The following is a 19,897-nucleotide window of genomic DNA, read 5'->3' on the forward strand; positions in this document are numbered from 1 at the left end:
TGCGGGCGCCGGTACGCTTCCTGTATGAGTGCTGAACCGCGTCCCGGGAAGTCCGCCAAGCCGGTCAGGCCGGCGGGCCGGTTCCGCCGGATGATAGAGCGGCTGTCCACCTCGCAGGAGGAGCTGCATTCGGCGGAGCTGCAGGAGGACGCAGAGGCCGCGGGCTGCACGCGGATCTGCGACTGCCACGACCGTCAGATAGTGAAGGTGACCGGCACCCTGCGCACGGTCACCCTGCGGCCGCGGGCGGGGGTCCCCGCCCTGGAGGCCGAGCTGTTCGACGGCTCGGCCGCGCTGGACGTGGTCTGGCTCGGACGTCGCTCGATCGTGGGAATCGAGCCCGGCCGCCGCATGATCGCCTCCGGGCGCATCTCGATGAGCCATGGCCGCCGGGTGCTCTTCAACCCGAAGTACGAACTCAGACCGCTCGGACAGGAGCAGTAACCGGTGACGTCACTCGACAAACCGACCACCCCAGACCCCGCCACAGCGCCGGCCGACGACCAGAACGCGGTCACCCAGGCGGCGCTCTTCGACGCCTTCGGGGGCATCCGGGGCACCGTGGAGACGATGCTCCCCGGGCTGCTCTTCGTCATGATCTACACGATCAACAAGGACGTGAAGCTGTCCGCCATCGCGGCGGGCGCCGTCGCCGTCCTGCTGGTGATCGTCCGGCTGCTGCGCAAGGACACCGTCAAGCACGCCTTCAGCGGCGTCTTCGGCGTGGGCGTCGGCGTGGCCTTCGCCCTCTTCACGGGCAGTGCGAAGGGCTTCTACCTGCCCGGCATGATCTACGGCGCCGGCCTGGGCGTGGCCTTCACGCTCTCCGCGCTGCTGGGCTTCCCGCTGCTCGGGGTGATCCTCGGGCCGGTGTTCAAGGAGAACCTGTCCTGGCGCACCCGCAACCCGGGGCGCAAGAAGGCGTACACCAAGGCCAGTCTGGCCTGGGGGATCATCTTCCTCGCCAAGTACGCGATCCTCTTCCCGCTGTACTGGTGGGGGGACGCGACGCAGCTGGGCTGGGTCCTGATCGCGCTGAAGCTCCCGCCGATGGTGCTCGCGGTGTACTTCACCTGGGTGTTCCTGGCGAAGGCCCCGCCGCCGATCGACGTGATCGCGGAGTACGAGGCGCAGGAGGAGGCCGAGAAGGCGGCGAAGGCGGCCAAGGCGGCCACGAAGGAACCCGGCCTCTGACCGGACCGACGGCAGCGGACCGACGGCAGCACGAAGGGGGCGGGACGACCACCGGTCGTCCCGCCCCCTTCGCCGTGTCGCCGTGGGTCCGGGTGGGTCCGCTAGCGGCGGGCCTGGAGGAGGTCCTCCAGCTGCTCCTCGCGGGCCTGTGCGGCCACGAAGAGCAGTTCGTCGCCCGGCTCCAGGGTCTCCTCCGCGTGCGGGGTCAGGACCCGGTTGCCGCGGATGATCGTGACCAGCGAGGTGTCCTCGGGCCAGCTGATGTCGCCGATCTGGGTGCCGGCGACCGAGGAGTCGGGCGGCAGGGTCAGCTCGACGAGGTTGGCGTCGCCGTGGCTGAAGCGCAGCAGCCGTACCAGGTCGCCGACGCTGACGGCCTCCTCGACCAGGGCGGACATGAGGCGCGGGGTGGAGACGGCGACGTCCACGCCCCAGGACTCGTTGAAGAGCCACTCGTTCTTCGGGTTGTTGACGCGGGCCACCACGCGGGGGACCCCGTACTCGGTCTTGGCCAGCAGTGAGACGACGAGGTTGACCTTGTCGTCACCCGTGGCCGCGATGACCACGTTGCAGCGCTGGAGCGCCGCCTCGTCCAGCGAGGTGATCTCGCAGGCGTCGGCCAGCAGCCACTCCGCCTGCGGCACCCGCTCGACCGAGATGGCGGTCGGCGCCTTGTCGACCAGCAGCACCTCGTGGCCGTTCTCCAGCAGCTCGCCCGCGATGGAGCGGCCCACCGCGCCTGCCCCGGCGATAGCGACTCTCATGCGTGTGCCTCCTCGGGGCCCTCCGCGAAGGCCTCCTCGACCTTGTCGATCTCGTCCGTGCGCATCATCACGTGGACGAGGTCGCCCTCCTGGAGCACCGTCGCCGACGTCGGGAGCACGGCCTCGCCCAGGCGGGTGAGGAAGGCCACCCGGACACCGGTCTCCTCCTGCAGCTTGCTGATCCTGTGACCGACCCAGGCGGTGGAGGTGTGCACCTCGGCGAGCTGCACCGCCCCGCTGGGGTCGCGCCACAGGGGTTCGGCGCCGGACGGCAGCAGCCGGCGCAGCATCTGGTCGGCGGTCCACCGCACGGTGGCGACGGTGGGGATGCCCAGGCGCTGGTAGACCTCGGCGCGCTTGGGGTCGTAGATGCGGGCGGCGACGTTCTCGACGCCGAACATCTCCCGGGCCACCCGGGCGGCGATGATGTTGGAATTGTCACCGCTGCTGACCGCCGCGAAAGCTCCCGCTTCCTCGATTCCGGCCTCGCGCAGGGTGTCCTGGTCGAATCCGACCCCGGTGACGCGGCGGCCGCCGAATCCGGCTCCCAGCCTGCGGAACGCGGTGGGGTCCTGGTCGACGACAGCGACGGTGTGCCCCTGCTGTTCCAGGGTCTGCGCGAGGGCAGAACCCACTCTTCCGCAGCCCATAATGACGATGTGCACGGCCGTCCTTCCGGCTGTCAGCGCTCGCTGGTTCCCAGCCTCATTGCATGCTCTGGCATAACAGGGTCTCAGACCATGGCCCAAGCTACACACGGGCGGTCACGAGTGTGGCCTCTTGCGGTGCAGTCCGGGCACGAAATGCGAGGGGAATGTGCCGGGACGGGGTGCGGGGTTCGTCAGCCGGTTTTCGAACGCTTACGATCCTCTGCGTGTCCAAACTGACCGACGTGCCCAAACGGATCCTGATCGGCCGGGCGCTACGCAGCGACCGCCTCGGAGAAACCCTTCTTCCCAAGCGGATCGCGCTTCCCGTCTTCGCCTCAGACCCGCTGTCCTCGGTGGCATATGCCCCCGGCGAGGTCCTGCTGGTCCTGTCGATCGCGGGCGTGTCGGCGTACCAGTTCAGCCCCTGGATCGCCCTCGCGGTCGTCGTGCTGATGTTCACGGTGGTCGCCTCGTACCGCCAGAACGTCCACGCCTACCCCAGCGGCGGCGGTGACTACGAGGTCGCCAACACCAACCTGGGCCCCAGGGCCGGCCTCACGGTCGCCAGCGCCCTCCTCGTCGACTACGTCCTGACCGTCGCCGTCTCCATCTCCTCCGGCGTGGAGAACCTCGGCTCGGCCGTGCACTTCGTCATCGAGCACAAGGTGCTCTCGGCCGTGCTCATGATCCTTCTGCTGACGCTGATGAACCTGCGCGGCGTGAAGGAGTCCGGGAAGCTCTTCGCCATCCCGACCTACGTCTTCGTCGGCGCCGTCTTCGTCATGATCGCCTGGGGCGCCTACAAGGGGATCGTCCTCGACGAGTCCATGAAGGCGCCCACGGCCGACCTGGAGATCAAACCCGAGCACGAGGGGATCGCCGGCTTCGCCCTGGTCTTCCTGCTGCTGCGGGCCTTCTCCTCGGGCTGCGCCGCCCTGACGGGCGTCGAGGCCATCAGCAACGGCGTCCCCGCCTTCCGCAAGCCCAAGAGCAAGAACGCCGCCAGCACCCTCGCCCTGATGGGCGCCCTGGCCGTCACCATGTTCTGCGGGATCATCGGCCTGGCCATGGCCACCGACGTGAAGATGGCGGAGAAGCCCGCCACCGACCTGCTGGAGAACGGCACGCCCGTCGGCGCCGACTACGTGCAGCACCCGGTGATCTCCCAGGTGGCCGAAGCCGTCTTCGGCGACGGCAGCTTCCTGTTCATCCTGCTCGCCGCCGCCACCGCGCTGGTCCTCTTCCTGGCCGCCAACACCGCGTACAACGGCTTCCCGCTGCTCGGCTCGATCCTCGCCCAGGACCGATACCTGCCGCGCCAGCTCCACACCCGCGGCGACCGGCTCGCCTTCTCCAACGGCATCGTGCTCCTCGCCGGCGCCGCCATGCTGCTCGTGTGGATCTACGACGCCGACTCGACCAAGCTGATCCAGCTCTACATCGTCGGCGTCTTCGTCTCCTTCACCCTCAGCCAGATCGGCATGGTCCGGCACTGGAACCGGCACCTGCGCACCGAACGCGACCCGGCGGCCCGCCGCCGGATGCACCGCTCCCGCGCCATCAACACCTTCGGCGCCTTCTTCACCGGCATGGTGCTGGTCGTCGTCCTCGCCACCAAGTTCACCCACGGTGCCTGGGTGGCCCTGCTCGGCATGGTGATCTTCTACGGCACCATGTCCGCGATCCGCAAGCACTACGACCGGGTCTCCGCCGAGATCGCCGCCGCCGAGGGCCCCAGCGACGACAGCGTGCGGCCCTCCCGCGTCCACTCGATCGTCCTGGTCTCCAAGGTCCACAAGCCCACGCTGCGCGCCCTGGCCTTCGCCAAGCTGACCCGCTCCGACACCCTGGAGGCGCTCAGCATCAGCGTCGACCCGGTGGAGACCAAGGCGCTGCGCGAGGAGTGGGAGCGGCGCGGGATCAACGTCCCGCTCAAGATCCTCGACTCGCCGTACCGCGAGATCACCCGCCCGGTGGTGGAGTACGTCAAGGGCCTGCGCAGCGAGAACCCGCGCGACGCCGTCAGCGTGTACATCCCCGAGTACGTCGTCGGCCGCTGGTACGAACACCTGCTGCACAACCAGAGCGCGCTGCGGCTCAAGGGGCGGCTGCTGTTCACCCCCGGCGTGATGGTCACCTCGGTGCCCTACCAGCTGGAGTCCTCGGAACTGGCCAAGCGGCGGGCCAAGAAGAGGCAGGACTGGAACGCCCCGGGTGCGGTCCGCCGCGGCCCGGTCGACACCCCGCGCTCCGCGCCGCGCAGTGCCCCGCGCCCGCCGAAGGACCCTTCCGCCAAGCGCTGAGCTGGTTGGTGAACGGCCGGACGAGATCCACGTAAACTGGTGGGTCGGTCGTCCGGCCGTTCTTCACTTTGAAGCATTTGATCCTTGGAGTCTCCCCACCATGACCGAGCAGAACGAGAAGCAGTCACTGGTCGGGGAGGAGTACGAGGTCGAGGTCGGCCCCGTCGCACACGGCGGGCACTGCATCGCCCGGACCGAAGACGGCCGCGTCCTGTTCGTCCGCCACACCCTGCCCGGCGAGAAGGTCGTCGCGAAGGTCACCGAGGGCGACGCGGACTCCCGCTACCTGCGCGCCGACGCGATCACCGTGCTGGACGCCTCCAAGGACCGCGTCCCGGCCCCCTGCCCGTACGCCGGCCCCGGCAAGTGCGGCGGCTGCGACTGGCAGCACGCCAAGCCCGGCGCCCAGCGCCGGCTCAAGGGCGAGGTCGTCGCGGAGCAGCTGAAGCGGCTCGCCGGGCTCACCCCCGAGGAAGCGGGCTGGGACGGCACCGTCATGCCGGCCGAGGGCGACAAGCTGCCCGCCGGAGAGGTGCCGCAGTGGCGCACCCGGGTCCAGTTCGCCATCGACGAGGACGGCCTCGTCGGCCTGCGCAAGCACCGCTCGCACGAGATCGAGCCGATCGAGCACTGCATGATCGCCGCTCCGGGCGTCAGCGAGCTGGGCATCGAGAAGCAGGACTGGCCGCAGATGGCCACCGTCGAGGCCATCGCGGCCTCCGGCTCCGGCGACCGCCAGGTCGTCCTCACCCCGCGCCCGGGCGGCCGCCTGCCCCTGGTCGAGCTGGACAAGCCGGTCTCGGTGCTCCGCGTCGAGGAGAAGGACGGCGGGGTCCACCGGGTCCACGGCCGCCCCTTCGTACGCGAGCGCGCGGACGGCCGTACGTACCGCGTCGGCATGGGCGGCTTCTGGCAGGTCCACCCGCAGGCGGCCGACACCCTGATCAAGGCCGTCATGCAGGGCCTGATGCCGCGCAAGGGCGAGATGGCCCTCGACCTCTACTGCGGCGTCGGCATCTTCGCGGGCGCCCTGGCGGAGCGGCTCGGGGAGACGGGCGCGGTGCTCGGCATCGAGTCGACGAAGCGCGCGGTCGAGGACGCCCGGCACAACCTGGCCGACTTCCCGCGGGTCCGGATCGAGCAGGGCAAGGTCGAGCAGATCCTCCCGAAGACCGGCATCACGGAGTGCGACCTGGTCGTCCTGGACCCGCCCCGCGCGGGCGCGGGCAAGTCGACGGTCCGCCACATCGCAGGCCTCTCGGCCCGCCGCATCGCGTACGTGGCGTGCGACCCGGCCGCCCTGGCCCGCGACCTGGGCTACTTCAAGGACAACGGCTACAAGCTCCGCACGCTGCGCGTCTTCGACCTCTTCCCGATGACGCACCACGTGGAGTGCGTGGCGATCCTGGAGCCCATCGCCAAGGGCGCCTGACGGTTCGGTTCTGCGAAGCAGGCGCCTCCTCGGCCGGGTCGGGATCCCGGGCGGGGAGGCGTTGCTGTTCGGTCGGTGTCGCCGGTGGGCGCAGCCCGTTCTGGCCATGTCACCCGCACGCCGTGGTCTTCGCACTACGATGAGTTCGGGGGATCTTGGTGACTCGGTGTGCGTGCCGGTAGCCGGGGCGTCAGCATGTCGTGCGAGCTCCTCCGCCACCTGACCTCTTCGCAGTCCGCCAGGAGCGCAACGTGCCGTACACGGCCGAGATCAGCCGCAGCAATCCGACGAGCATCATCTTCCTCATCGACCAGTCGACGTCCATGAGTGACCCCATCGGTGGTGAAGTCCCGCAGCAGAAGGCCGATGTGGTCGCCGATGCCATCAACCGGCTCCTCACCGAGCTCTCGGTCAAGTGCGCCAAGGAAGAGGGCGTGCGCGACTACTTCCACGTGGCGGTCGTCGGCTACGGCGCCACCGTGGGCTCGGCGTTCGCAGGAGCCCTCGCCGGTCGGGACATCGTTCCGCTCAGCGAGGTGGCGGACAATCCGGCACGGGTGGACGAGCGAAGCAAGAAGGTCCCGGACGGTGCCGGGGGACTGGTCGAGACCACGGTCAACTTCCCGCTCTGGATGGATCCGGTCGCCCACGGCGGAACCCCGATGAATCGGGCCCTTCAGTACGCCGAGAGTCTCGTCGCCGGCTGGACCGAGCGATACCCGGCCGGATTCCCGCCGATCGTGATCAACCTGACCGACGGCGAGTCGACCGACGGTGACCCCACCGCGGCAGCCGAGGCCATCACTTCACATGCCACGGCAGATGGTGCGGCTCTGCTGTTCAACCTGCACGTTTCCGCAGCGGGTGGAACACCCACGGCGTTCCCCGACACGGCTGAAGGTCTTCCCGACAGCTACGCCCGGACCCTCTTCTCCATGTCGAGCCCGCTGCCGAGTCACATGCGCTCGTACGCCGCCTCGCAGGGCCAGCGGGTCAGCGAGACCACCCGTGGCTTCGTATACAACGCGGACATCACCACCGTCGTCCAGTTCCTCGACATCGGCACCCGCGCCACCGAACTGCGGTGACCGCCCGCCGCTCCTGTGTGTTCGTCACACACCTCGTCGCCCCCAAGCACGGGAGCACGGAGGCTGAATGCGAGGACGCCGTCGTCGTGCTCCCGAACTGTGCACACGACCACATGCTGCGGGAACCGCTCACCGCGGCCGTCTGTGACGGGGCTACGGAGAGCGCCCTGGCGAAGGACTGGGCCAAGCTGTTGTCGCGGACAGCCGCTGAGCACGCCATGGAACGGCCCGAGTTCTTGGCCGGCGGGACGTCCTTCGAGGAGTTCGCGGCGGCGGCCGTGGCGCAGTGGGATCCCTGGCTCGTGGGCTACACACAGGCGCGGCTCGACGAGGGGCGGCCGCTGAAGTGGTACGAACACACCAAGCTTGCAGAAGGGGCCTACGCCACCCTGCTCATGGTGCGCGTCGACCCGGAGGCGGGGCATGGAATCGACCACGACCACGTGTCCGAGCCTGCGTGGCGGTGGCGAGCCGCCGCCCTCGGAGACAGCTGTCTGTTCCATCTGCGCGACACCCAGCTGGTACGGGCCTTCCCTGTGGAGCGTGCCGAAGAGTTCGGCACGGCCCCCGACCTCTTCGGCAGCCGCAATCACGATGCAGCGCTCCTGGCCCGTCGCACCCGGGTCGCGGAAGGCGAATGCCGTCCCGGAGACCGGCTGTTCCTGATGACCGACGCGCTGGCAGCCTGGTTCCTGTCGACATCCGACCGGGACGCTGCCGCACGCCAGCTGATGGACTTCTCGGGGCCGGACGACCTGAAGGGTTTCACTGCCTGGCTGGACGGTCTCAGGGAGCAGCATCAGCTGCGGAACGACGATGTAGCGGTCGTGCGGATCGACTTCGAGGGGCGGTGACCGTGGGCTCACCAACCAGTCAGCAGCAGTTTCCCAGTGGAGCCGCCTACGCGGAGGCGCTGCAGCACACCCAACTGTGTTTTCGCCACCCCGAACTGAAGGGTGCACGGCCGGAACTGACCAAGCTCGGACTGCCCCGCGCCATCTCAGGGGCCTTTGCGAGCGTGTTCTCGCTGACGTCCGCCGTTACGGGGCAGCGGTACGCGGTGAAATGCTTCACCCGTCACGTTCCTGATCAGGAGCGCCGCTACCAGGCCATCAGCAGCCGACTTGCGGGGCTGGATCCAGCGGAGCTGTCACAGCCGTGGAATCTGGGCTTCGAGTACCTTTCGGACGAGATCAGCGTGGGCCAGGAGCGGTACGCGGTCCTGAAGATGGAGTGGATCGAGGCCGTCACGCTGTCCTCCTGGCTCGACGGAAACCATGCCGACCGGTTCGCCGTGAACCGCCTGGCCGACCGGTTCGAAGCCCTGATGCATGATCTGTCGGCACATCAGATCGCTCACGGTGACCTCCAGCACGGCAACTTGCTCGTCGCGAACGACGACACCCTCCGTCTGGTCGACTACGACGGCATGTACGTGCCGGCGCTGGCCGGCCTGGGCGGCACCGAACGGGGCCACCGCAACTACCAGTCGCCCCGGCGGGGCAATGACGACTTCGGCGCGGATCTGGACCGGTTCTCCGCATGGGTGATCTTCATGTCGCTCAAGGCGATCGCCGCAGACCCGGGGTTGTGGAGCCGGCTGCACGAACCCAGTGGTGAGTTCCTGCTGCTCACCGAGGAGGACTTCAAGAGTCCTGCCGGTTCCACAGGGTTGCAGACGCTCCTGGCCCACCCCGACCGGAACGTGAGCGGTCTCGCGGACCACGTGAGGTCCTTGGCCTTCCAGCCCCTCGACCTGCTGCCCCCGCTGGCCCGTGCCCTTCCGAAGCCGCGTGGCTCCGCCACGACGAGCCATGCCGCGCCGGCTCCTCCCACGGCCTCTGTCACCGGTACGGCTGGACTGCCCGGCTGGATGACCGGACATGTCCCCGCCCAGCCAGTGCCGACGCCGGTCGTGCCCGCCGCCGTTTCCCCGGTCGGTTTCCGCAGACGGACCGGCCTGGACATCTTCTCTGCCGTGATGTGGCCGTTCGCGCTGACCGCGACCGTTCTGATGATCGTCTTCGGGCTTTCCACGGCAGTGATCGGGGCGGGACTGCCTCTGGTCATTGCCGGTCTGATCACTGCCGTTGCCTGGGGCCGTCGCGAGGAACGGGGAGATTCCCGGGCGGTCCTGGCTCGGCTGGCAGACGAGTTGGACCAGCTCGACGACCCGGTGAAGGCAGCCGCGAAGCTTCGGAAGGAGCGGGCCAAGTTCGATGCGGCGGAGGTCGAGCGGAACACTGCTTACCCCCGTGCCCAGGCCAAGCTCACGGCCGAGTACCACGCCGAGCTGAAGGAGGCCGAGCAGCGCAAGACCCGCAAGCAGCAGGACATCGACAAGAAGATGGGCGGCCTCCAGGAGGAGCTCCGCAAGGCCTTGGCCAAGGCGCTGGCCGACAAGCAGTCCGCGTACGTCCGGGACCAGCTCGGCAGACGGCTCATTTCGCAGTCCCCGCCACACGGCATCGGGCCGACACTCGCCGCACGTCTCGCCGCGGCGGGCATCCGGACGGCAGCCGATTTCACGGGCTACCGGCCTGTGCAGAGCAGCCCGTACAACACCAGCACCGGGGCCGCGCTGGTGCTGCCCGGCGGCCGCCTCGTCAATGTGCACGGAATCGGTGAGGCCAAGGCCATAGCACTCGACGTCTGGCGCCGGCACGTGGTCGCGTCCGCCGTCGCCAAACAGCCGACTGCCCTCGGCACCGCGGAACGACAGTCGATCGAGCAGGGCATCACCCGTCGGAAGTCCCAGCTCACCGCCCAGAGGAAGGCTGCGGAACCCGAGGCGGAAGCCTTGCGGGTGCAGGCACGGAAGCGGTTGGAGCGCCACCAGGAACAGTTGGCGCGGGAGAACACCGTTGCCGGGGAACGAGCCCGGCAGCAGCGACAGGAGTTCGGCGTCCGCACGGTCGCCCTGCAACAGAACGCTGCACTCCACACGACACTGAGTGCGGCATCCGAGCAGGCCAGGCTCCGTCGGCGAGAGCTCTCGTACGCGCGCTACGTGCGCTTCCTCTACGTGGGGCGTTGAGCCACTGTCGGTTCTCCGGAGCGTGGGGCTTTCCGCTGTGACCAACTGCGCCTTGGAGGCCCGGGCATTGGCCGGAACGGCACTCTTTTTCGTCGTGGCTCGGCTGCCCACTCTGGTGCCGGAGGTTCAGGGCGCGGGCAGTGCAGAAGGGGGAGCCGCCATGGCCGGACCGTCGTACGTTGCCGTCCTGTCGGCGCGACCGCATGTGGTGGACGCCTGCTCGTGGCTCCGGCCGTACGTCCAGAACACGTTGACGCCGGTATGGAACCGCCTCCACGGGCCGAACTTCCGTCGGCGGAGCCTGCTGCGAAGGCCCGAGGCGCAACAGGCTGCGGCGTCGGCGGCCGCCCGGACAGCCGTGCGGTGACGGTTCGCTCTCCAGGAGGTCTCTAGCCACAAGCGACTGTTGCTGGGATGTCAGTGACTGTGAGTGGCTGTATGTTCACTCGTTGATGATCGATGAACTTGAGGTGGAAGCCGGGCCGTTGGCGCGGTGGCAGGTGCATTGGTGTGACCCGTGGCGGGAGGTGTCGTGGTACGCGGCCGATCCGGTGCTGGCGGGCCTGCCGACGCTGGCGGAGTGGGCGCACGCGCACGGTACGCAGCCGGGGCAGCCGGTGCTGCTGCGGGCCGAATGGGTGGTCGGTACCGGAGGTCAACGGGTTCTTCGCCTCGGCGCGGATGCGTAATGCGAGGGCAGGCACGCGGAGGAAGTATGCCTTCGCGGTCGCTGTCTGGCTGGGGTTTCTTGACGCGGCGGGCCGGGCCTGGCACGACGCCGACGAAGAGGACGTCGCCGGGTTCAAGTTCTGGCGGATGACCGCCGAGGCCAACGTCCGGCGGGTGGCCGGCGGGACGGTGCTGGACGACCTGGTCGCGATCAGCGCGTTCTACCGCTGGGCCGGGGTCCGGTTCGGAGTGAGCGATCCGGTGGCCCGACGGCAGGCTCCCGGCCCTGGCCCGGGCACGGTGACGGAATCGTTCGAGGCCGGCCCGCATCTCGTACGCGGCAAGGACGTGAAGTGGCTGGACCCGGCCGGCTACGCCCGCTGGGTCGACGTCGGGCTGCGCGGACTGGACCTGCGGGGTCGGGAGATCGACGGGTGGCGGGGGCGCAACAGCCAACGCGACTGCGCGTTCGTCGACGGGCTCTATGGCACCGGGCTGCGGCTGAGTGAGTGGGCCAGCGTCCTGTGCTTGGAGCTGCCTGCCGACGACGAGACCCGCACCTACTACACCTGCCGACTGGCGGAGGCATGCACCAAGGGCGGCCGTGGGCGCCGGTTCTGGATGCCGCGCAGCGTCCTGGTCGACGTCCTGGCCTACGAGGAAGGCGAACGCGCCGCAGCGGTCCGCCGGGCTCAGCGCGCCTGCCGCTACGAGCGGCTGCCGGGGCTGCTGCTGGTCGAACGCAGGACCCGCAACCGGCGGCTGGAGATGCGCGACACAGGCGGCCGACGGATCACCGCGTCGCTGGACTCGCTGGACCCCGGCGCCCGCGAGAGGCTGTTCCGCCGGACCGCCGCAGGACTGGAACCGCTGGCGGTCTGGCTGAACGAGGACGGCCTGCCGCGCGCGGCGCACGGCTGGCAGCACACCTTCGACACCGGCAACGAGCGGGTCGCCCGCGCCGGGCTCACCTCGTTCGAGGCCAACGCGCACATGATGCGGCACTCCTTCGCGCTGCGCTGGTACTCGGTCGGCCGACTGCTCTACGAGCGGCAGGTCGCGCACCTGAACGCTGAGGAGGTACGCGACTTCCGCGCCCAGTTCGGCGACACCTGGTATCTGGTCAAGACGTTGCTGGGGCACGCCGACGTGACCACCACCATGGATACCTACCTGGAACCCTTCCGCGACCTCGACGTCTCGCTGCTGATCGAGCACGCTCACGGTTTCGCGCTGTCGGCCCTGATGGCGTCCATGTTCGCCACGCACCCGCAGGTCCTGTCCGACCCGCTCGCCGGAGAGCCGTCGTGACCCGCGCTGCCGGGCGCCCGGCTGCGCTGCCGACACCCGGATACCAAGCGCCGCAACGGTTGTTCCTCGACGACGGCCAGTGCCTGGTCCGCTTCTTCCCCGAGCGCGGCGGCCCGCCCGTCGACTACGACTTCGCCGCCTTCCCCATCGCCCGCGAGCTGGTGGTGTGGCTGGCGACCGCCTTCGCCGGGGCGACCGGCCCGGCCGGGCGGCGCAGGACGACCTCCTCGGCCCTGAGCGCCTACGGTCTGCTGCGCCGCTTCGCACACCACCTGGCCTCGCTCAACCGCCCGCCAGCACATCCGGCGCAGCTTCGAGCCGCCCACCTGGAGAGCTTTCAGATGGCCGGTCTGGGAACGCCGAACCTCAACCGGGAGCTGCCGACGCTGCGCTCGGTGCTGCGGTTCGCACCCGAGGGCGCCGGGCAGGACTTCCTGGCGCGGTTGGCCAGTAAGGGCCTGGAGCGCAACTCCACGCCCGCCGCCAGCTACACCACGGCCGAGTTCGACCGCATCACCACCACCGCGCGCTCCCAGCTCAGGCGGGCCGCAGAGCGGATCTTCGCCGGGCGGGAATTGCTGGCCCGCTGGCGAGCCGGACAGGTCGACGCCGAAGCGGAGCCGCGAACCTGGCAGCACGGCGAGCTGCTGGATTACGTGGAGCGGCACGGCGACGTCCCGCGCAGGGACACCCGCTGGGGCCGGCAGCCCGGCATCTGCGTCCGTCCGTTCGGGGCGGGCCGACTGATGGCGGACCTGCACCTGACCTTCGCCGACATCGGCGCGGCCGGCGTGCTGCTGCTCTGCCTGACCGGGCAGAACTACAGCACGATCTCCACAGCCACGGCGACGCACCACCGCGCCGACGGGCACACCGGGACTACCGCGACCGCGGTGGTGGACCTGGTCAAGCCGCGCCGCGGCCGGGACCGCGCACACATGCCGACCGCGTTGTCCGGCAGCGCGCCCGGCGAGTCAGGCGGCATCGCGCACCGGCAGTTCGACCTGCACACCCCGTTCGGGGTCTACGCGCTGCTGGTCGATCTGGCCGGCCCGGCACGGGCGCACCTCGGCACGGATCAGCTCCTGGCCTTCTTCTGCTCCCAGGGAGTGGAGAAGGCCCGCGGATTCCGCACCGGCCTACCCAATGCGATCCTGGCCAGCTGGAGCCGTGGCGCGAACCTGAGCGCCGACGCCCTGGACGAGGACGGTCTTCCGATTCCGCTCGTGGCCGACAGCCGACGGCTGCGGATGAGCTGGCTGGAACGCCACCAGCAGCCGGTCGCACACACCGAACGGACTCTGGCGAACGAGTATCTGGCCCGCAACCGCGGCAACCTCGCCGAGTACCAGAAGGTCGTCGCCGACGTGCTGGAGGAGCAGCTGGCCGGCGCGAGGGCCGCACAGGTCATGCGCGTGCTGACTGCCGCCGACGTCGCCGAGGCCCGGCAGAGGCCCGAGGCCGTCGCCCGGCGCCACGGCCTGGAGACGGCCACTCTGAAGAAGCTGTTGGCCGGGGAACTGGACACCGTGCTGGGAGGCTGCACCGACCACCTCGCCAGCCCCCACAGCCCGGCGGGTGAGCCCTGCCGGGCCTCGTTCCTGCTCTGCCTGTCCTGTCCCTGCGCCCGCGCGACTCCGGCGCACCTGCCGGTGCTGATCGCCGTCCAGGACGGACTGGAGGCCCGCAGGCAGGAGATGACACCTCTGCGCTGGGCCGAACGCTTCGCCGGGCCCGTCGCGCAACTGGCCGACCTGCTCGCCAGCTTCCCCACCGCGACGATCGCCACGACCCGCACCGAAATCACCGCCGAGCAGCGCGCCCTCGTCGAGCGGTTCCTGACCCGAGGACTCGACCTGACATGATCCTCCCGAACACCACCCCGGCCCCATCTGCGCCTGCACTGCCCGAGCCAGACACACTCGTGCTGCTCAACCGGCCGTTGCGCCCCGGGACCGACCTCAGCACCCTGTCGGTCTTCGCCGACCAGCGCTGGCGCCTTTCACCCGCCGTCTTCGAGGGCCACACCACCGCGTTCTCGATCGACTTCAGCCCCATCACGGCACCGTTCCTGCATACGGTCAAGACGCTCACGTGGTTGCTGCTCAACCACACCAGCGCCGGCGTCTCCACCTTCTACTTCCGTCCGCGCACGTTGGCGATCACCACCATCACCTGCATGTTCCGCAGCCTCCGGCTGTTCACCGACTGGCTCTACGGGCGCGGCCGGACATGCTTCGGCGAGGTGTCGCTGGCCGACCTCGATGACTACGCCGCGCACGTCAAAGCAACCGAGACCAGCCATGGCCAGCGCGAAGACCGGCTCTCGATCGTGAACCGGGTGTGGTCCTACCGGGACCTGCTGCCCGGGGCCGACCGGCTGCCGCAAACACCGCCCTGGCGCGGCGAGCGAATCCAGGACATCCTCCAGCAGCGGCGCGCCATCCGCGAAGAGAACCGGACGCCCCGGATCCACCCCGAGACGATGTCGGCGCTGCTGGCCTGGTCCCTGCGGTTCGTGGAGACCTTCGCCGAGGACATCACCGCGGCATTCAGCGAACACCTTGTCCTCAGCGAGCGCAGCGGCCGCAGCCGCGGGGGCCGGGCCATTCCCCCACCGCGGCGCCCGAAGGGCGCGCTGACCGACGACCTGCGCGTCCTGCTGAGCGATTACCGCGAGCGGGGACGTCCGCTTCCCGGCATCCGGGACAACGACGGCACGCTCCGGGTCAACCTCTCGCATCTGGGAAAGGTGCTCGACACCGCCCGCGGCGCGCTGGACAACCCCAGCAACCGCGCCGTTTTCGCCGAGATGGGGCTGCCCGTCATCGAGGGCACGCCGCTGGACGCGCCGGTCACCGGGCGGTTGGACGGCCAGCCCTGGCACGACGGGGCCATCGAATACACCGAGGCCGGGTTCCTGGCCCGGCACCTGAGCACGGCCTGCTTCATCGTGATCACCTACCTGTCGGGGATGCGGTCAGGCGAAGCCCTCAGTCTGAAACGCGGCTGCGTCGAACGAGACCACGCCCACGGCCTGGTCCTCCTGCGCGGCAGACACTGGAAAGGTGTCCGCGACGCTGCCGGCGACAAGATGCCCGAGGGTGAGATCCGGGCCGATCCGTGGGTTGTCACCGAGGCCGTCGCCACCGCCGTCGCCATCCTGGAACGGCTCCACACGAGCACCTGGCTGTTCCCGGCGACGTTGTTCACCGACGGCCGCGACAGCGCGACCATCCTGCGCAGCCGCGTCGGCGGCTCCCGGTCGGAGACCCGAATCAACCACGACATCGCCGAATTCCTGACCTGGGTCGAGACCTACTGCACCGAGCACGGCCGCAGCGACCGCATCCCCCCCGACCCGGTCCACCCGGTCATCTACTCCGCTCGCCTGCGCCGCACCCTGGCCTGGTTCATCGTCCGCCGGCCACGAGGCCTGGTCGCCGCCGCCATCCAATACGGACACCTCCGCGTCCAGATGACCCTCGGCTACGCCGGAAACTACGCCTCCGGCTTCCCCGACGACCTCGCCTTCGAAGACTGGCTGGCCCGGCTGGACACCCTCGCCGACGCACACCAGCGCCTACGTGAAGGCGAGCAGGTCAGCGGCCCAGCAGCCGAGACCTACCGGCACCGCGTCCAAGCCGCCACTCGCTTCGCCGGCCGAGTCCTGCGCACCAAGCGGCACGCCACCACCATGCTCGCCAACCCCGACCTCCAGATCTTCCCCGGCAAGGGCATGACCTGCGTCCTGGACCCCAAGCGAGCAGCCTGCCGCCTGCACAGCGAGGAGGACAGCACCCGCCGCACACCCGACCTCGACGATTGCCGCCCGAACTGCGTCAACATCGCACGGACCGACCGCGACATCGAACAAGTCCTCGTCCAGATCGAGCGGCTACGGCCGCTCGTCGACGACCCGCTGGCCCCCGCGTTCCGACACACCCGCGAACAGCACGAGCTCGACCGCCTGGAGCACATCGTCACCGCCCACGACCGCACCGGAGAACCCCACGATGGCCACTGACCGCGACGCCGAACGCGACGCCATCACAGCAGCGATCCAGCGGCTGCTCGACGGACGTCCCACACGGTCCACCGGCGCGCTCACCACGCTGCAACTCGCCGCCGAGGCAGGCGTCAAGCGCTGGGTCCTCACCCACAAGCACGTCGACCTGAAAGAAGAATTCGTCCGCCGGAAGTCCGAGGCGAACGGCATCCCGCCCGCGTTCCAACACCTGCACGCCCGCGCCATCGACGCCGAAGCCGCCGCCCAGGCCCTGCGGGAGGACAACGACCGGCTTCGCGAGCGCGTCGCAGTCTATGCCCAGGTCATCCACGAACTCCGGACCGAGCTGGACAGGCGCACCGACCGCACCACCCACCGCAGCCCTGTCCGGAGCCTGCCGACCAGGGCCTGAAGGGCGAGGCGACATGGGCTGTTGAGCGCGTCCTGTGAACGAGTCTTGTAGTCGACCCGTTCTGCCAGCTCCATGCTCAGCTTCGGTCTCCTCCGCGTCACGCAGGCAGTTTCAGCTCAGGAGAGGATTGCCTCTGAGGTTCGCTTCCCCGCACGGCCAGGGGCCCTCGGTCAGGGGCCCCAGCGGTGTACGGAAGACCAGGACCTCGTTGTCCAGGGAGACGACGACACTGCCTTCGCTCAGCAGTAGCGCACGACCGATAACCGCTCGGCTGTCGTCCATGGCGAACAGCTCGTGTCCGGCGAGATCCGTGTCCACAGCGAGCAGCTTGCCGTCTCGCCAGAACACCGCGGTTCCCTCGCAGTCCATCGCGGGGTAGGACGTGTAGTAACCCGTCAGTGGCGGCCCGTCCACAAGGCTGTTGTCCGGTGCGAGCCGCCGGAAGCGTGATCGCGAAGGCAGGCCGTTTTCGAGCTCCGGACCGCAGACGCCGCCGTTCTTGCCGACGAGCATTGCCCCATGGCTGGCCCAGCGCGCGGTTTCGACGCCGTCCCGGCCGAACCGGCCGGTCGTGAAGGCACCGTAACCCTGGGATCCGAGCAGGAACTGGCCAGGGCCAGCTATCGCCTTTCGGCCTGTGGGAGCGGGAGCGGTGACCGAGATGATCGCGCCACTGTCCAGGTCGAGGAAGAACGTCCTTCCGATGCCACCCCGTGTGTCGGTGAAACTGGCTGCGATCCGGTCGGCCGATACGAGCAGTGGCTCCCAGTGATCAATGCCGATCTCCTCCGGGACCCAAGGTTTACGCGGCCGGATCTCCCATCCGGTCCGGTCTCCCATCTCCACCACACCCGGGAACGAGACCGCACCGAGCGCAATCGGCGTGGACCAGAGGCACTCCCCCTCTTTCGTGTACCGGGCCACGCGAGGCTCCGGTACAGAGGTGGGTCGGCTTCGGTGGCTACGGACCGTGCGGGAGCCGCTGACCCAGGAAATGACGAACCCGTCGTCGAGGAGGACGAATGCGCCGATCTCCTCATCGGCGTGGCACTCCGGGCGGACGGTGGGCCCAGTGGAACCGTCCGGCAGAACACCTTCCAGGAGCTGACCGTCGCGGTCTGGGTAGGCGAGCCACAGTGCGCCGTCCGTGGCCAGACGGGATTGCGGCTTGCCTGTCCCGGGGTAGGTCCGCTGCCACTCCACCTTGCCTGAAAGGTCGACCCGCGTGATGACGGTCGCCAGCGGATTCGGGCCGTAGCCGGTGACGGTCAGTGGCCCGGAGGGGTCGGATGCGGCCACAGCGCGGATCTGGCCCGGCATGGTGAAACGCGATGAGAGGGTCATGCGTCCGCATCTTGCCGCATGGTCTCCGTCCGCAGCGGTTGGGCCCTCTGCAGCGCTCGTCTGGAACGCTCAGGGGCCAACTACGTTGCACAGGGCGCGCCGGCAAGTGTGCGGGCGACGCTCTCGTCGACCGCGGCGTCCGGGACCGGGCGCCGGAGGTCGAGCGGATTTCGTCGGGCCAGCGCATCGCGTGGAGGACAAGGACATCCCCCGAGGGTGCGCAGCAGGGCCAGGCATTCGCGGCCGCGGAAGCCGACTTTGGCGACGGCGCCCTTGCTGGAGCGGGCCAGGGCGGTGCGCAGGAGGATGTAGGGCTTGGCGGCGGGGCCGTTGGCGGTGACGTAGTAGGAGGCGCCCGCGGCTATGGGGTCGATGGAGGTGCACAGGGACTTCACTCGGGTCTCTCTCCGTCCGGGCGCTCCCGCTTCAGGTCCGCACCCGAGGGCTGGGTTGTCGGCACCTCGCTCTTCGTGATGCGATGTACCCGGCCCTTGCTGTGGGCCCGCTGGCTCGCCAGGCGAGAATGTGGCCGTGTCTACCTACTACGGCTCTTCCGCCCGCCGCCTCATGATCGCCGCCCTGATCCCGCTGGCCGCCGACGCGGCTGCTCAGCAGGCGTGGTTGAAGTCGTTCCCCATCGCCACGGACGACCTCCTGTACGACTTCGACAACGCCCTACCGGTCTTCGCGCGCGAAGAGGCGGACGAGATCGACGCGGCAGCCGTGATGGAGGAGCTCCGCACGATCGAGGATCACTTCCGGGAGATGTGCGGGGACCGGCCGGCCGACCCCTGGACGTACGAGGCCCTGGCCAAGGATCCGGCCTGGGCGGCGGTACGTGCACTGGCGCGCGAGATCCTCTTCGTCCTCACCGGCGACCGCACCCTGCCCATGCCCCACATCAACTTCATCCCCGCGGCCATCGACACGGCGACACCGCCGCCGGTCGACCACCTCGCCCCGTAGTGCGGGAGGGCCGTCGGAACCCGGTGCGCGGAGTCAGCCTCCGTGGAGGCCCCATTCGTCCAGGCCGCCGTAAACGTGCGCTTCGAGGCACTGCGGGGCATCGAGGCCCATGGCCTCGCCGCGGTACACGGCGATGAGGGTGTCCTCGCCCCGCCACCAGCCGTCGGTCACGCCCTGGACCTCGGGCACCGGTTCGAAGCTGTCGAGATCTAGTGCCTCCACGGCCCTGCCCGTGACCCTGGTGATGGTCGTGGCCCAGCGACGTGCGTGGGCGGCTAGGGCCAGGGCTTCCACCCACCCCTCCGTGCTGGCGTGCAGGGGTGTCCAGCGGTCGGCGTCGATGCCGAACGCCCCGTCGGGGCCGATCATGAACCCGTAGGCCATGGACACCCTGCCGTCCCCCGCCGAGAACGACCAGCCTTCTGCGGACGACCCTTCGGGACAGTCCGCGCTCAGGACGCGTGGACCGCCTTCGTAGAACGGAGCCGGCGGCAGGGCGAGACCGCCCCAACGGTCCTGGAACGCGGTGGCCCGGTCGATCTCGGCAACGGGGATTCGGCGCTCGATCCACACATCGCGGTGACGCCGGATGTCGGACTGGTGAACCCGGAGGCCCTCCACCTCGACGAACCGGTGAGCCCGGTGGCTCAGATCGACAGGCGCGACCGGGAGAGGCGAAACGTGATCGCCCGGGGAGGACAGCAGCTCAGAGTGGCGG

The 19,897-nt window shown here is 69.5% G+C and carries 18 protein-coding genes; 13 read left to right on the top strand and 5 right to left on the bottom strand.

Annotation, left to right across the window (positions count from 1 at the left end; genetic code table 11):
* Window positions 1–24: 24 nt before the first annotated feature.
* Window positions 25–444, top strand: a complete 420-nt coding sequence (locus IO30_RS0113030; RefSeq protein WP_078904001.1) for an OB-fold nucleic acid binding domain-containing protein — start codon at window positions 25–27, stop codon at window positions 442–444.
* 3 nt (window positions 445–447) lie between these two features.
* Complete coding sequence (locus IO30_RS0113035) at window positions 448–1,194, top strand: DUF3159 domain-containing protein (protein WP_031142490.1); 747 nt, start codon at window positions 448–450, stop codon at window positions 1,192–1,194.
* Between the two features lie 101 nt (window positions 1,195–1,295).
* Here IO30_RS0113035 and IO30_RS0113040 read toward each other — a convergent pair whose 3' ends face one another.
* Both IO30_RS0113040 and IO30_RS0113045 read right to left on the bottom strand, forming a co-directional pair.
* Window positions 1,296–1,958 (bottom strand): potassium channel family protein, encoded by a 663-nt coding sequence (locus IO30_RS0113040; RefSeq protein WP_031142492.1) that lies wholly within the window; start codon window positions 1,956–1,958, stop codon window positions 1,296–1,298.
* Entirely contained in the window at window positions 1,955–2,623 is a 669-nt protein-coding gene (locus IO30_RS0113045; RefSeq protein ID WP_031142494.1) for a potassium channel family protein, read from the bottom strand. Before IO30_RS0113045 ends, IO30_RS0113040 begins: the two co-directional genes overlap by 4 nt.
* Window positions 2,624–2,832: 209 nt before the next feature.
* Between IO30_RS0113045 and IO30_RS0113050 the strand changes: the two genes are divergently transcribed.
* The 10 genes from IO30_RS0113050 (at window position 2,833) to IO30_RS0113090 (ending at window position 16,869) form a co-directional block, all read left to right on the top strand.
* Window positions 2,833–4,911, top strand: a complete 2,079-nt coding sequence (locus tag IO30_RS0113050; protein ID WP_031142496.1) for an APC family permease — start codon at window positions 2,833–2,835, stop codon at window positions 4,909–4,911.
* 100 nt (window positions 4,912–5,011) lie between these two features.
* The gene (locus IO30_RS0113055; RefSeq protein WP_031142498.1) at window positions 5,012–6,343 is read left to right on the top strand and encodes a class I SAM-dependent RNA methyltransferase; all 1,332 of its coding nucleotides are present in this window, start codon (window positions 5,012–5,014) and stop codon (window positions 6,341–6,343) included.
* A gap of 251 nt (window positions 6,344–6,594) precedes the next feature.
* A complete protein-coding gene (locus IO30_RS0113060) occupies window positions 6,595–7,431 on the top strand; it encodes a vWA domain-containing protein (protein WP_031142500.1) in 837 nt (278 codons plus the stop codon).
* Entirely contained in the window at window positions 7,428–8,285 is an 858-nt protein-coding gene (locus tag IO30_RS0113065; protein ID WP_031142502.1) for a hypothetical protein, read from the top strand. The genes IO30_RS0113060 and IO30_RS0113065 overlap by 4 nt, the downstream gene beginning before the upstream one ends.
* A gap of 2 nt (window positions 8,286–8,287) precedes the next feature.
* Window positions 8,288–10,468 carry a phosphotransferase gene (locus IO30_RS0113070; RefSeq protein WP_237403403.1) on the top strand — a complete coding sequence of 727 codons (2,181 nt, stop codon included), beginning with the start codon at window positions 8,288–8,290 and terminating at the stop codon, window positions 10,466–10,468.
* Window positions 10,469–10,920: 452 nt separating this feature from the next.
* Window positions 10,921–11,157: a hypothetical protein gene (locus IO30_RS41880; RefSeq protein ID WP_051902190.1), complete on the top strand. Its 237-nt coding sequence runs from the start codon at window positions 10,921–10,923 to the stop codon at window positions 11,155–11,157.
* On the top strand, window positions 11,150–12,448 hold the full coding sequence (locus IO30_RS46350) for an integrase (protein ID WP_209439893.1): 1,299 nt from the start codon (window positions 11,150–11,152) through the stop codon (window positions 12,446–12,448). Before IO30_RS41880 ends, IO30_RS46350 begins: the two co-directional genes overlap by 8 nt.
* Window positions 12,445–14,313, top strand: coding sequence for a hypothetical protein (locus IO30_RS0113080; protein WP_078904661.1), 1,869 nt, complete (start codon window positions 12,445–12,447; stop codon window positions 14,311–14,313). Before IO30_RS46350 ends, IO30_RS0113080 begins: the two co-directional genes overlap by 4 nt.
* Window positions 14,310–16,475 (top strand): hypothetical protein, encoded by a 2,166-nt coding sequence (locus tag IO30_RS46895; RefSeq protein WP_157853221.1) that lies wholly within the window; start codon window positions 14,310–14,312, stop codon window positions 16,473–16,475. The genes IO30_RS0113080 and IO30_RS46895 overlap by 4 nt, the downstream gene beginning before the upstream one ends.
* The gene (locus tag IO30_RS0113090) at window positions 16,465–16,869 is read left to right on the top strand and encodes a hypothetical protein (protein WP_031142509.1); all 405 of its coding nucleotides are present in this window, start codon (window positions 16,465–16,467) and stop codon (window positions 16,867–16,869) included. The genes IO30_RS46895 and IO30_RS0113090 overlap by 11 nt, the downstream gene beginning before the upstream one ends.
* Window positions 16,870–16,980: 111 nt before the next feature.
* Here the strand turns inward: IO30_RS0113090 and IO30_RS0113095 are convergent, their stop codons facing one another.
* Window positions 16,981–18,213 (bottom strand): hypothetical protein, encoded by a 1,233-nt coding sequence (locus IO30_RS0113095; protein WP_078904662.1) that lies wholly within the window; start codon window positions 18,211–18,213, stop codon window positions 16,981–16,983.
* Window positions 18,214–18,293: 80 nt separating this feature from the next.
* Window positions 18,294–18,608 (bottom strand): Ku family protein, encoded by a 315-nt coding sequence (locus IO30_RS0113100; RefSeq protein ID WP_031142513.1) that lies wholly within the window; start codon window positions 18,606–18,608, stop codon window positions 18,294–18,296.
* Between the two features lie 136 nt (window positions 18,609–18,744).
* Between IO30_RS0113100 and IO30_RS0113105 the strand changes: the two genes are divergently transcribed.
* The gene (locus IO30_RS0113105) at window positions 18,745–19,179 is read left to right on the top strand and encodes a hypothetical protein (protein WP_031142515.1); all 435 of its coding nucleotides are present in this window, start codon (window positions 18,745–18,747) and stop codon (window positions 19,177–19,179) included.
* 33 nt (window positions 19,180–19,212) lie between these two features.
* Here the strand turns inward: IO30_RS0113105 and IO30_RS0113110 are convergent, their stop codons facing one another.
* On the bottom strand, window positions 19,213–19,881 hold the full coding sequence (locus IO30_RS0113110; RefSeq protein WP_031142517.1) for a hypothetical protein: 669 nt from the start codon (window positions 19,879–19,881) through the stop codon (window positions 19,213–19,215).
* Between the last annotated feature and the right edge of the window lie 16 nt (window positions 19,882–19,897).

This window comes from Streptomyces xanthophaeus (genome assembly GCF_000725805.1).
GTDB classification, from domain to species: domain Bacteria; phylum Actinomycetota; class Actinomycetes; order Streptomycetales; family Streptomycetaceae; genus Streptomyces; species Streptomyces xanthophaeus.